The sequence below is a fragment of the Actinomadura soli genome (assembly GCF_005889715.1).
Taxonomy (GTDB): domain Bacteria; phylum Actinomycetota; class Actinomycetes; order Streptosporangiales; family Streptosporangiaceae; genus Spirillospora; species Spirillospora soli.
In genome coordinates this window covers 1-13534 of record NZ_VCKW01000229.1, presented here as the reverse complement: position 1 = coordinate 13534, position 13534 = coordinate 1, and the positions used below count along the sequence as shown (strand labels likewise).

9 protein-coding genes are annotated in these 13534 nt (G+C 70.8%); 2 read left to right on the top strand and 7 right to left on the bottom strand.

The window, feature by feature from the left end:
- Positions 1 to 232: 232 nt before the first annotated feature.
- Positions 233 to 955, bottom strand: coding sequence for a GntR family transcriptional regulator (locus tag ETD83_RS32040; RefSeq protein ID WP_138648949.1), 723 nt, complete (start codon positions 953 to 955; stop codon positions 233 to 235).
- Positions 956 to 1112: 157 nt separating this feature from the next.
- On the opposite strand from ETD83_RS32040, the gene ETD83_RS32035 reads away from it, so the two are divergent.
- Positions 1113 to 1646 (top strand): YbhB/YbcL family Raf kinase inhibitor-like protein, encoded by a 534-nt coding sequence (locus tag ETD83_RS32035; protein WP_138648948.1) that lies wholly within the window; start codon positions 1113 to 1115, stop codon positions 1644 to 1646.
- A gap of 64 nt (positions 1647 to 1710) precedes the next feature.
- Here the strand turns inward: ETD83_RS32035 and ETD83_RS32030 are convergent, their stop codons facing one another.
- From ETD83_RS32030 to ETD83_RS32010, 5 genes are all read right to left on the bottom strand, one after another.
- Positions 1711 to 3444, bottom strand: coding sequence for an acyl-CoA dehydrogenase family protein (locus tag ETD83_RS32030; protein ID WP_138648947.1), 1734 nt, complete (start codon positions 3442 to 3444; stop codon positions 1711 to 1713).
- Between the two features lie 7 nt (positions 3445 to 3451).
- Positions 3452 to 9382 carry a non-ribosomal peptide synthetase gene (locus ETD83_RS32025; protein WP_171064551.1) on the bottom strand — a complete coding sequence of 1977 codons (5931 nt, stop codon included), beginning with the start codon at positions 9380 to 9382 and terminating at the stop codon, positions 3452 to 3454.
- 1330 nt (positions 9383 to 10712) lie between these two features.
- On the bottom strand, positions 10713 to 10982 hold the full coding sequence (locus tag ETD83_RS32020; protein ID WP_138648945.1) for a restriction endonuclease: 270 nt from the start codon (positions 10980 to 10982) through the stop codon (positions 10713 to 10715).
- Positions 10983 to 11019: 37 nt separating this feature from the next.
- Positions 11020 to 11226: a PDDEXK family nuclease gene (locus ETD83_RS32015; protein WP_138648944.1), complete on the bottom strand. Its 207-nt coding sequence runs from the start codon at positions 11224 to 11226 to the stop codon at positions 11020 to 11022.
- 68 nt (positions 11227 to 11294) lie between these two features.
- The gene (locus ETD83_RS32010) at positions 11295 to 11828 is read right to left on the bottom strand and encodes a sigma-70 family RNA polymerase sigma factor (protein ID WP_138648943.1); all 534 of its coding nucleotides are present in this window, start codon (positions 11826 to 11828) and stop codon (positions 11295 to 11297) included.
- Positions 11829 to 11901: 73 nt separating this feature from the next.
- Between ETD83_RS32010 and ETD83_RS32005 the strand changes: the two genes are divergently transcribed.
- Positions 11902 to 13071, top strand: coding sequence for an alkene reductase (locus tag ETD83_RS32005; protein ID WP_138648942.1), 1170 nt, complete (start codon positions 11902 to 11904; stop codon positions 13069 to 13071).
- Positions 13072 to 13103: 32 nt separating this feature from the next.
- Here ETD83_RS32005 and ETD83_RS32000 read toward each other — a convergent pair whose 3' ends face one another.
- On the bottom strand, positions 13104 to 13367 hold the full coding sequence (locus ETD83_RS32000; RefSeq protein ID WP_205718001.1) for a hypothetical protein: 264 nt from the start codon (positions 13365 to 13367) through the stop codon (positions 13104 to 13106).
- Positions 13368 to 13534: the final 167 nt, after the last annotated feature.

The window sequence follows — 13534 nt, the reverse complement described above, 5'->3', positions numbered from 1 at the left end:
TGGCGTGGCGGACCGGCGTGGGCGCGGTCGCCGGCGTGTCGCTCGGGCTGGCCGCCCTGGCCTGCGCCGCCGGGCTGATCGTCCACCACTACCGAAACCGTCCCGGCTGAACACGGCTACCGGACACGTCCGGTATGGGCACGAGTTCCGACTGGCAGAACACGCCCGCCTTCCTTGGCGCTGAGCCATCCAGCACAAGTCCGAAGTTCTCACCAGGGCTCCGGTTTGCGTTCTATGGGCGGGCTTCTTCTGCGCGTTCGTGGCGGGTTCCTGGCGGGTGCGGCCGGGTCAGTCCGGCCGCGGTGAGCGTGAGGTGCTGGGCCAGTGCTTCGGCCGCGGTGTCGGCGTCGTGGGAGAGTGCCGCCTCCTCCAACCGGCGGTGCTCGCCGACGGCGTCCCGGTCGGGGACGCGGTGCGCCGACCAGCGGCGTGCCAGTTCGCTGGCGGTCCACATCCGGTCGAAGGTCTCCAGCAGGACGGGGTTGCCGCACCCTTCCAGCAGGGTGCGGTGGAAGGCCCGGTGGACTTCGGCCCAGGCGTCGCTGTAGTACTCGCCCTCCTCTGGCACGTACGGCGGGGTGCGGGCCAGGCGGTGGTGGGCGGCTCGTACGCGGGCCTCCCAGTCGACGTCGCCGCGCTCGATCGACATGCGCAGTACGACCGGCTCGATGGTCCGGCGGGCCTCCGCGATCTCCTGCCAGCGGTCGTCGGAGAAGGCCGGCACGGCGAAGCCGCGGTTGGGCACCCGATCGGCGAGGCCCTCACCGGCCACCCGCACCAGCGCCTCGCGGACGACGGCCAGGCTCACGCCGCGTTCGTTGGCGAGTTCCTGCGGCTTGAGGGCGTCACCGGGGGCGTAGTCGCCGCGCATGATCGCGTTTCGCAGGGAGGCGTAGACCCGCTCGGAGAGCGTCTGCCTCCCCGGCGAGGTCGAGGAGTGGATCGTCTGACTCATACGATTAGCATAGATGATTCGGTAAATAATCGATTATCTATGTTATGGTCGATCTATGGCGATCCGAGCGGCGACGGCGACACATCGCCGCGCCGCCGTCCGTCCGACGACCGCACCGCCGCCGGCCCAAGGCACGACCTGAAAGGAACGACGCGATATGAGCGCCAACGATCCGTTCGCTCGCCTCCCCGAGGCGGCGACTTTCACCGTGACCAGCAGCACCGTCGCCGACGGGGCGGCCTGGCCGCCCGAACAGTTCTCCTCCGGCGTTCCCGGCGGCAAGGACATCTCCCCCCAACTGTCCTGGAGCGGCGCCCCGGAGGGCACCAAGGGCTACGCCGTCACCGTCTACGACCCCGACGCCCCCACCGGGTCGGGGTTCTGGCACTGGGCGGTCGCCGACATCCCCGCCACCGTCACCGAGCTGCCCGAAGGCGCCGGCGACGACACCGGCTCGGGCCTGCCCGGCGGCGCCTTCCAACTGCCCAACGACGCTCGCGCGGCCCGCTTCATCGGCGCCGCCCCGCCGGCCGGACACGGCCCGCACCGCTACTTCGTCGTGGTGCACGCCCTCGACACCGACTCGATCGGTGTCCCCGCCGACGCCACCCCGGCCTTCCTCGGTTTCGCCATGGCCGGCCACATCCTCGGTCGCGCGGTCCTGACCTCCACGGCCGAAACCGCCGCCTGACACATGGCCCTCGACCACGATCGTGGTCGAGGGCCATCCTCATCGCCGCGAGGTCCCTGCACAGTCAGCCCGCCGCGTTGCCCGCAACGCCGTAGTTCAGCATCATCCGCTCGACCTCCGGCCCGTAGCTCACGTAACGCAGGGCACCGAGCCGGACGAGAGTTCGCTGGAGGCATGCCGCGAGCCATTCGCCGCGGTGGAACGAACCGTCCAGCGCGTGGCGGTTGACGAGCCAGGTGTTGGCGCAGGCCGCCGCCGCGAAGAGCAGGCAGTAGCGGTGTGCGAGGTGGAACCCCTCAGGGTCGGAGACGAGGTCGCCGCTGTCCATCACTCGCTCGATGTCGGACCACAGCAGCTGCCACTCGCCGGTGAGGCGGTCGACGGCTGCGCCGATGGCACGCAGTCCGGTGGGGGCGTCGGCCAGAGTGGCCAAGCGGTGGATCTCATCGGCGGTCGCAGGCCACCCCTGGCTGAACTCGTCAAGGCCGCGATTGGTCATGCGCAGGTCGTCGCCATCGGGCTTCCAATCGGGCGCGTCGGCGACGCGCGAGAACAGCGCCTCGAAGAGCGCCGGGGTGCCGCCGGTCGTGCTCGCGCCGCCAAGGGCGAGCCGGCGCACGTCCGGGAGCTGGTTCGCGATCATGTGGAGGTTGACCTGCTTGGTGCCCTCGAAGATGCCCGCGATGGCGTGGTCTCGCTGGAGCTTCTGGAACGCACCGTCGTAGACGCCGTTGCGGATGTAGGAGCGGGCCCCGAGGACCTCGGAGGTTCCACGCACGACGTCGTCGACCAGCAACGGCACGATGTACTTGCTCACCGACGCCCAGAGCGGGAGCCGTTCGGGCGCCAGTGACACAGACCGCGCCACCGGAGCGGCCACGCACTCGGCGATCAGCAGATCGGTGTAGGCCTCGACGAGCTGGTGCCGGATGATCGGAAGGGCGTAGACGTTCTGCCCGTAGAGCCGCCTCTCCCGCGAGTAGTCCAGCGCAAAGCGGAGTGCGCTGTCACCGGCGCCCAAGGAGAGTCCAGCGACGAACGCCTTGGTGATCTGGAGGGCTTTGACGGTGTGGCCCAGGCCGTCGGAGACGTCACCGACCGTGGCCGAGGCCGGCACGGCACAGTCGCGGAAGGTGATGCCGGACACGTCATGCCCGCGAAGCCCCAGTGTCGGGATTGATGGCTCGTTGTACCAGGTGGCGGGATCGAGCCGGCTCTTGTTGACCAGGAAAAGGCCGAGCTGCCGCGGCTGTGCCCGGGTCCTCGCCAAGACGACCAGGAAGGAACCTCGCGAGGCGTTCCCGACTGGCCACTTCGTGCCGTGCAGCACATGACCTCCGGGTGTCGGCAACGCGGTGGTGGACGTAGCGATCAGGTCGCTGCCGTGTTCGGACTCCGAGAGCGCCAGGCCTCCGAAGGAGCCCTGGAGGATCTGGTCCGCCACGAACGCTTTCTGCTCGTCATCGCCCCAGAGCCAGATCGGGTTCGCGCCCAGGAACGTGCTGCCGAATGCGACCGCCACGGTCATGCTGCGCCGCGACAGGGTCCTGCATAGCGTGAGCAGGGTTTCCGGCGATCCGAGAGCACCGCCGAGGTCTCGTGGAACCAGATGTGCGGCATACCCCCATTCCCCCATCGCCTCGGTCACGGCATCCGGGAGTTCCGCCGCTTCGTCACCACGCATGATCGTGCGGAGGGAGAGGCGTGAGGTGGGATCGAGCGGATCGCCCAGGAACCGGTCGAACTCCTCAGCGATGCGCACAGCAACCGGACGCGTTGGCGCCAAGGTCCGTTTCATGGCGTGTTCACTCTTTCGTCGAAGGGAGGGGACGCGGACACTCACCCGCACGAGCGGCCGATCGGGCCGGGGTGGCACGGGAAAGGTCCACGCCGGTCGCCGCAGCCGAGTAGGCGCCGGCGTCCAGCCGGGCCGCGAGCTCCCGGACGCTGGGGGCCTCGAACATCAGCGACAGCGGGAGGTCTGCGCCTGGCAGGTGCGCGTCGGCCAGCCGGGCGCGCAACCGGGCGCAGATCCGGGCGGCCATGATCGAGTCCAGCCCCATGGCGAAGAATCCGTCGGTCACGCTGATCCGGTGCCTTCCGAGTTCACCCGCCACCTCCGCGGCGATCGCCCGTTCCAGGTCGGTGGCGGGCGGTACGAGCGTCTCGTCCGCGGTGCCGGTCTCGCCCGCGAGCCGTTCCAGCTCCCTTCGGTCGACCTTCCCGTTCGAGGTCAGCGGCAGCCGGTCCAGGACCACGATCGTCGGCGGGACCATGGCCGGTGGCAGCCGCTCGGCGAGCAGCCTGCGAAGCCCTGCGCGGGTCGGGCCCTGGGCCGCCGGGGTGGTGTCCGGGACGCCGCCGACCAGCGCGTGCAAGGGTTCGTGCCCGTCGTCCAGGTCGAAGCGGGCCCGCAGATCGGCACTGAACCGCGGGTGGCCGACCTGGCACAGGCCGAGCCCGGCGGCAGGTGCGGAACTCTCCAGGAGCTGGGCGATCAGACCGGTCTCGATCAGGCTGAAGTCCCGCCACAAGTCGCCGTAGAGCGGTCTGATCGCGCGGGACTGCGCCACCAGATAGATCGCGAACGGCGCGTCCGCCGCGAGTCCCGCGTTGACCGAGGTGAAGCCGGGACGACCGGGGAGAACGTCATGGCTGAGGGGCACCAGCCGATGACCGTCCGGGCCGTAGTGGTAGGCACCTCCGGGAAGACCGGCCACACCGTCGTCGGCGACGTCGAGGTACAACTGGACGGGATAGAGCCCTCCCGCCGACCCATAGGCGTGCCGCTCGCCGTCGCGCAGCCCCTCCAGCACCCGGGAAAGGGCCTCGAGGGCAACCGGGGCGGACGTGAACCGGCGGTGGCTCGACCGGCGCGGAGCGGTCCCGACCTCGGGCAGTGTGATCGCGCCGTTGGCGGGCAGGGTGCGCAGGCCCGGGCGCCCGGCCGCGAACTCCAGCCGTTCCGCGGGATCGATCAGGACGCCGTCCAGATCGCCTTTGAGCAGGTCCAGTTCATCCTCGCCCGGCAGGGCGGGGGCGGCCGCGGCGCGTGTGACGAACGCGGCGAGCCGCCGGCGATGCCGTTCCCCATGGGCGATCACCACGGCCTCCCCGACGCCGGGGCCGGTGCGGAGTGTGTGCTCGATCTCACCGGGTTCGATGCGGTGGCCGCCGATCTTGACCTGATGGTCGCGGCGCCCCAGGAACTGGATGGTGCTATCAGGCAGGTACCGGCCCAGGTCACCGGTGCGGTACAGGCGATGCTCGCTGCCCGGACGGGTGATGAATCGCGCGCCGGTGCGCTCCGGGTCCCGCCAGTACCCGTCCGCCAGGCTCGTACCACCGATGAACAATTCGCCGGTGACCCAGGTCGGGCACGGCTCCAACTGCTCGTTGAGGACCTCGAACCACTGATTGCGCAACGGGCGGCCGTACGGAATCGACTCCCACGCCGGGTCCACCCGCTCGATCGGATACGCGATCGACCAGATCCCCGCCTCTGTCGCCCCGCCCAGACTGACGACCTGCGCGCCCGGCGCCAGCGCACGCAATCGATCCGGCAACGACAGCGGGATCCAGTCCCCCGACAGCAGCACTCGGCGCAACGGCAGCGTTCTGGGTGAGCCCCCGCGCTCGACGTGGTCGACCACCAGTTCCATCAGCGCGGGGACGGAGTTCCATACCGTGACGCCGTACTTGTCCGCGAGGTCCGTCCAGTGGGCGGGGTCGGCGCGGCGTCCGGGATCGGGCAGGACGAGCGTGGCGCCTGCTCCCAGGATGCCGAAGGTGTCGAAGACCGACAGGTCGAAGCTCAGCGAGGAGACGCCCAGGACCCGGTCGTCCGGCCCGATGGCGAACCGTTCCACGATGTCGGCGCAGGTGTTGAGCGCCGCCCGGTGACCGACCGCCACACCCTTGGGCGTCCCGGTCGAGCCCGAGGTGTAGAGGATGTACGCCACGTCCTCGGGGCGGGGTCGGGCGTCCCCGAGCGCGGGCCGGGGGCCGCGCGCAGGGCCCGGCTCGTCCGGGACCTCGTGCAGGACCAGGGCGGCCCCCGCTGAATCCACCAGCCACCGCTGCCGCTCTTCCGGCAGGCCGGGATCCACCGGGAGATAGATGGCGCCGATCCGGGCCGCCGCGAGGACGGCGACGACCTGGCGCCACCCCTTGGGCATGGCGACCGCGACGACGTCGCCGCGTCCGATGCCCGCCGCGCTCAGGTCCGCGGCGAGGCTCTCGGCCCGGTCGGCCAGCTCGCCGTAGGCGAGGGTCCGGTCGGGGGCGATGACGGCCGTGGCGCCGGGCCGTTCGGCGGCGCGGGCGAACACCGCGTCGGGCAGCGTCCCCGCGGGCACCGGCCCGCCGGTGTCGTTCACCCGGGCACGCGTCTCGGCCTGATGCGCTGGGACCGGCACGCTGGGCGGCCCGTCCCAGCGGCTGCGGCCTGCGGCCAGTTCCTCCAGCAGGAGGCGGTATGCCGCGAACATGTCGTCCAGGACCCCGGGTGCGAAGTAGTCACCTGCGGCGTCCCAGATCAGCAGCGCGCCGCCGCCGTCCTCGAAGACCTGGTGGTCCAGCAACACCTGCGGCGTCTGGGAGATCCCGTGGACGGCGTGTCCCAGCCACGCGAACGGAGGCTCACCGTCACCGACGCCGACGCCGAGACCGCTGGTGAAGACGCACGGGAGGATGGCGCGGCCCTGCACGCCGTCACGGCGTGCCAGGTCCCGCATCACCTGGAGACCGGAGTACGAAGAGTGCTCCAAGTCCTGCCAGAGGCGGCGTTGAACGTTCAGGGCGTGCTCGGCGAAGCGCCCGGGTGCCGCGCAATCCACCTCGAGCGGGTCAACCGACGTGAAGTCACCGACTACGCCGGCGATCCCCGGATGCGCGTCCGGACGGTTGAACAGCGTGACGTTGACTGCGAAACGGGGGCTCCGGCTCCAGACACCGAGCACGGTGCTGTAGGCGGCCAGGAGAGCCGTGGAAGGCGTCACGCCGTGGGCCTGCGCAAGGTTCACCAGCCGGGCCCACTCCGCGGAGTCGATCCGGTGTTCCCGGCGAGTGAAGCGGGCCGGTTCGCCGGGTCGCCACGGCAGGACGGGCAGTTGTGGCCCAGGCGGCAGGGTCGGCATCCGGTCCCGCCAGTAGGCGACGTCCTCGGGACGGGGAGACCGCTCGGCGATCACCCAGTCCCGGAAGCCGAGATCGAGCTCGGGCAGGTCACTGCCAGGATCCTCATAGAGCCGCCGGCACTCCTGCGACAGCACGTACAGGCTCCACAGGTCGGCGACCAGCAGGTCGACACTCAGGTGCAACCGGACGTGCCCGTCCGGCAGGCGGCTGACGGCGATGCGGTGCATGGGCCCCTCGTACGGCGAGGGGACCTCGTGGTCCAGTGCGGCCCGTACCTCTTCGGGCGGAATCCCGCGCAGATCGAACCGGTCGAAGCCGCCCGGCTCCGCTGCCGCGGGCTCGGGGGTTCGCTGGCGGTCGTCCGCGGTTACCACGGCGCGCATCATGTCGTGCCGGGCGACCAGCCGCCGCCATGCCGCTTCCAGGCGCCCCAGGTCGAGGTCATCCGCGTCGACCTCCAGGTAGGCGTGCGCCGCGACCCCGCCGTACTCCTGCCCAGGACCGCGTCCCACGAGGTAGGCATGCTGGAGGTCGGTGAGCGGGAACGGCTCGTGCCGCTCGTCCGGTGCCGGGACGAGGGACGGCGTGTCCGGCGCATCGTCGGCGGACGGGCCGTCGAGCCCGGCGACGACGGCGTCGACCAGCGCCCGCAGGCTGTCGACGTCGGCCCGGACGGCGAACCCGGTGGCGTCGAGGATCTCGGCGCGCAGCCGGGCAACGCGCTGCGAGTCCAGTCCGGAGGCCGGCAGTGGCAGGTCCGGATCGATCTCCCACGCCTGGGCGTTCGCGAGCGCGGCGGCGCGCTCACGCAGCCACGCCTCCACCGCCCCGCGGCGGGAGCCGGCGGCCAGGCCGAGCAGCGTCCGCAGATCGGGCGACCGGCCCCCGGCGCGCTCCGCCGCGGTGTGGACGTGCACCCCCCGCAGCTCACCGGCGAGGTGGCGGCGGCGCATCTCTTGCCGCCGCACCTTTCCGCTGGTGGTCAGCTCGATCTCCCTGGCACGCACCAGCACCACGGCGTGCGGCTCTACGTCGTGCTCTTCGATGACCGCCCGGCGGACGCGTTCGGCGGCGCCGTTCAACGCCTCGGTGTCGTCCGCCCGGATCCTCGGGTCGAGCGCGCGGACGACCACCAGCCGCTCCACGCCGTCCACGGGGACCGAGAACGCGGCGCTGAGCCCCGGACGGGCCATCGGGGCGTCGCGCCCGGCGGTCAGCTCGATGTCGTGCGGGTGCAGGTTGCGGCCGTCCACGATGATCAGATCCTTGCGGCGACCGGTCACGTACAGCGCGCCGTCGCGGACGACTCCCAGGTCACCGGTACGCAACCACGCGCGTCGCTCCACGTCATCCTTCATGGTGCTGTGCGGGCTAGGCGCGCCGCCCCAGTAGCCCTGCGTGACGTGCTCGCCGCTCACCCAGATCTCGCCGACCACGCCATCGGGGCATCGACCCCCCTCGGTGTCGACGATGGCGAGATGGCATCCGGCGGGCGGAGCGCCACAGGAGACGAGCTCGATACCACCGCCTGTGGGCACGGGCGTCAGCCGGCCCCGTTCCAGACCGGCCGGGTCGGCACGCAGCGTGCGGGGTCCGCGGCCGTCGACCGTCACGAGCAGTGTCGCCTCGGCCAGACCGTAGGCGGGCAGCAGTGCCTCCGGCCGGAACCCCAGCGGACGCAGATGGCGGACGAACCGCTCCACAGAAGCGGCGCGCACCGGCTCGGCACCGCAGACCAGCCTGCGCCAATGATCCAACCGCAGGTCCGCGAGCTGCTCCGGGGAGGTACGGTCCACGCACATGTCCAGCGCGAAGTTCGGCACGGCGCTGGAGACGGGGATCTCGGACTCGCCGATCAGCCGGAGCCAGCAGGCAGGGTCCTGCAGGAACGCCTCGGGTGGCATCAGGGTCGCGGTACCACCGCTGAACAGCGGCGTCAGCAGGCACCCGACAAGCCCCATGTCATGATGGACAGGCAACCACGACACCATGCTGAGCGGCGCTTCCAGCGTGTCGAGGCACGCCGGACCAAGGATCATCTCGATGTTGGCGACCAGGTTCTCGTGCGTGATCATGACGCCCTTCGGCGTGCTGGTCGACCCCGAGGTGTACTGGAGCAAGGCCGGCGTGTCCGGCCGGACCGGGCACGGCCGCCAGGACCCGGTGTCGGCGGCGTCCTCGATGAGCAGGACCGGGACGTCCAGCCCAGGATCCGCGCCGCCGGTGGCGAGGACGGCTGCGGGCCGCGCGTCGGCGGCCACCGACGCCAGCCGGTCGCGGCGGCGCCCCGCCCGCGGCGGCGGGCAAGGGACCGCGCACACGCCGGCGTAGAGGCAGCCGTAGAGACCCGCCACGAACTCCGGCCCGGGGCCGGTCAGCAGGAGCACCCGGTCTCCCGGTGCGACGCCGGCCGCCTGAAGCGCGGCCGCCACGGCGCGGGCACGCCGGTCCAAGCCGTCCCGCGTGAGCCGGTCGGTGACCGTGCGGCCGTCGGGGGCGTATTGGAATGCGGTGCCATCCGGATCGAGGCCGGCCAGGACGCGGGCCGCCTCGACAAGATCACTCGAACGATGCGGAGTCGTCGGATACCGAGCCATCAGCTGCCCCCAATGTGAGCAATCCGGGGCCGCTGCCCCGCGTGAACGGTGAAAGCGCGAGCCGCCCGCTACCTGGTCCCCCCGTCTGAGCAGGGCGGGTGGGCCGTAGGAGCGGACTTCGCCGTCTTCGATGGGCACCTCGCTGACGTCAGTGCCCCGGTGTTGGCCCAGCTCGCCCACAGCCGATCCTCCGGAGGAGCGCAGGACATTGCGCACCGCAGCACGCTGGACAGCGGGCCCGAGACCGCAACCGGGGCAACAACCGTCTGCTGGTTCACCAGGGCTGCCACCGCGGAGCTTCTCGCCGCACACCCCCGGCCGGCGGAGCCGACGCCGACCCGGTGGGCCGCGCCGCCGCCCGAAGGAAGGACAGGGCGAGGACATCGCGCGCTGTCCTGCTTGCCCAGCCGTGTCTGTGCTAGCACGGGCTACCTCTCGATGATGAGCCTCACCTCACCATCCACCACCCGATGTGGGTGAGCGAATGTCGCCGAGGGCAGTGCAAAGGGCAGCACCGAGTGCCCTTCCAGTCAGACGCTGGCGCCGTAGGAGATCTCGAAGACCCGAAATACGACCGCTTTCGTGTCATGAACCGCGGCGGATCTGGTCGGTGTGCAACCGCGTGGATATAGTCGGCCTGCGATTCCCGGAGAAGGTGGATCAGCGTGGAATGGTGGTCCTGGGTGCGCGCGGCGGGTTTTTCCTGCCGTATGCGCCGGGCTGGCATCCGCCGGGCATCTCGCAACCGGAGGCACAGCGGACCGGCAGGCATTGGTGGAGGCGTTCGGAGTAGTGCTGCTTCCGGCGCTGGCGCTGACCGGCCGGCAACAAACGCTCAAGACGAAACTGCCCGCCCTGGGGCCGTGCAACCGGCAGCGCATCTGCTGCTTTCGCAGATCGCGCCAGGATCAAGGACGTCAAGGCCGACCTCTACAAGCAGTTGGGCCTGACGATGACCTATTATCCCCAAAAACACGTAGTGGAGGCCCGTGTGATCCCGGAGCTCCCCACATGCGCGGTCGGTGTGTGTCCGAGGACCGACACGCCCAATAAACCCACACCACATCACCGCCACCGGCGCGCTATCGGCGCGCGCAGGGTTAATCGATTGTGTTGCAGACTGTGGCCCGTGAGGGCCTCTCAATGGCGTGGGGCGGCCGGGGGCGTCGGTACGGAAAACTATCGATCACGCAGAAAAGCAGACGGTTATCTCGGGCGGCTCGTCGGAGCTGTGCTTGGCGCTCGCATCGGTAAGAAGGCTGTAGCGCGGGTTCATGCCTGGTAGGGGTATATCACAGATACGTGGACCCCGTACCCAGGTTGCTAACGGTCAGCTGGCAGTTCTATACCGGGCATCCGCAGTGATACCGAGAACGTCGTGTAGGTGAATGCCGTCGGTGGCCCAGCGGATGAGGGCGACCTTGTCGACGAGGTGGATCCCGGCTTTGGCGGAAAAGGTCCGAGCGTCACGGGTGTAGCCCCTGGTAGTGACGACGAGCTTCAACCGAGCCTGGTAGATGTGCCAGGCGGCACCTGCGACCTTCTGGACGTCGTAGGACTTGACCTTGTTGTTTGAGTTGTAGTGCTTGACCTGGACCATCCAGCGTTCGCCGAGTGCGCTGTCGTAGCCGATGATATCACCGGAGAAAGTCGCCGGTCTTGCCAGTGTGCTCTGCGGTGATCCCGTCGCGGCGCATCAGGTGCACGATTGCGATCTCGAAGTCGCGCCAGTGCAATTCCCGCATCTGCTCGAACGTCAGGCTGTAAGACGTGACCCTTTCTCGGCGCTCCAGTTCGGCGGCCCACAGCGACCGCCAGTAACGGTCAGCGCCGAAGGCGATCACGGCGACAGTGGGCAGCGTCAGGTACCAGTAAGTGATCGAGAGGCGCCACAGAAACCCCAGAAGCCAGATCAGGGCGAGCAGCTGGAAGCGACGTCGATGGTGCCGTCGTAGACGAAGGCGGCGCCGCGGACGCGGTGCCGGGCGCGGCTGGCGAGTTTTTTGGCGGTGGCGGGGGTGCGGTCGACGATGGTGGCGATCTCGGTGAACGGTACGGCGAATACGTCGTGCAGGACGAACGCGACGCGTTCGTTGGGGCTGAGGGTGTCGAGCACGACGAGCATGGCGCGTCCGATCTGGTCGATCAGTTCGGCTTCGTGTTCGGGGTCGCCGCCTGCGGTGCGGGTGGGCGGGTGCTGGCCGTAGGGGTCCTCGCGGCGGGCGGTGCGGGCGCGCAGCATGTCCAGGCACAGCCGGGACACGACGGTGCGCAGCCATGCCTCGAGGCTGTCGATGCCGGTGGGGTCGGTGCGGGCCAGGCGCAGCCAGGTCTCTTGGACGGCGTCGTCGGCCTCCGCGGCAGAGCCGAGCATGCGGTAGGCGACCGCGCGCAGTTGCCTGCGGTGCGCCTGGAACTGGTCGGCCAGCGGGCCGTGTTCGTTCATCGGTCACCTTTCCTGGTCGGGGTGCGTCTGCGGGGTGGACATCCGTTGGACGGTGCGACAGGGAGACAGGCCGATGATCCGATACGAGCAGGATATCGGTGGCGGGCAGCCGCTGCTGACCCCGCTGCTGACCCCGGTGCGGGTGGGGGATCTGCGGTTGCCGAACCGGGTGGTGATGGCGCCGATGACGCGGGCGCGGGCGTGCGGTCCGGGTCTGGTGCCCACGGACCTGCACGCCGTGTACTACGGGCAGCGTGCCACCGCGGGGCTGATCGTCGCGGAGGCGGCGTGGGTGAGCCAGGACGCGATCGGGTTCCCGGGCGTGCCGGGGATCGTCACCGAGGGGCAGGTCGCCGGGTGGCGGCGGGTCACCGATGTGGTGCACGCGCTGGGCGGGCGGATCGTCTTGCAGTTGTGGCACGCCGGCGCGAACTCCCATCCCGACCTTCTGGGCGGTGCGGCGCCTGCCGGGCCGTCCCCGATCGACCCGGGTGAGGTGTGCTGGACGCCCGGCGGTTTCAAGGACACTGTCACGCCGCGGGAGATGAGCGGCGCCGACATCGCCCGGGCGGTCGCCGCCTATGGGGCGGCGGCGGCGAACGCGCGCCGTGCGGGGTTCGACGGGGTGGAGATCGCCGCGAACGGCACGTATCTGCTGGCGCAGTTTTTGAACCCGCGGCTGAACCGCCGCCGCGACGCCTACGGCGCCGACCGCGCGCGGTTGCTGCTGGAGGTCGTCGACGCGGTGACCGCGGTGTGGGAGGGGCGGCGGGTGGGGGTGCGGCTGTCGCCGTACTGGACGTCCCGCGACCGGGGCCGTGTCCCGGCGCGGGAGGCCCCCTACGCCTATACCGCCGACGAGGAGTCCCTGGCGGGTTTCGAGGCGGTGGTGGCCGGGCTGGACCGGCGCCCGCTGGCGTATCTCCACCTGCGGGGGCGGGCGCCGTCGGGCCCGGGCGCGGTCCCGGATGTCGATGAGTTCGCCCGGTTCCGCAAGCTGTTCGGCGGCCCGCTGATCGCCAACCACGGTTTCGGGCGGGAGTCCGGCAACGCGGTGGTGGAGGCGGGGATCGCCGACGCGGTGTCGTTCGCGGGGCTGTTCATCGCCAATCCCGATCTGGTGTCCCGGTTCGCGCTGGGGCAGGAGCCGGCCGCCGACGACGCCGACGCCCGTTACGGCGGCGGGGCCCGCGGCTATGTCGACTACCCGATCTGGCCGGGCACGCGGGCCGCGCCGGGCTGACCCCGCCAGCCGGGTCGGGTCCGTCCGGGGGGCTATGGCGTGAGCGCGCCGGCGACGACGGAGGTGACCGTCTTGCGGACGGCCTCGGCGCCGGGCGGGGCGCCCTGCCGGTCGGCGAACAGCATGTGCCCGGCCCCGATCAGCGTGAACGCGAGGGTGTCGATGTCGGCGGCGGCGTCGAGGCGGCCCAGGTCCCGCTCACCGGCGAGGTAGGCGGCGATCATCTCCGCCGCCTCGCTCAGGACGGGGACGCCGGCGGGCCAGGTGCGGCGCAGCCGGGCGCGCAGCTCGTCCATCAACCCGGGCCGTGGGCGGGTCAGCGGTCTCGGAACACGTACTGTCCCCTGTCGAAGTCCAGCGTCCATGCGTAGGCCTTGAGGAAGGCGTGTGACAGCAGGCCGTCGATGCGTACGCCGCCGAAGGATCGCCAGGGGGTCGTGCGGGACCGCGTGGTGGCCACGAG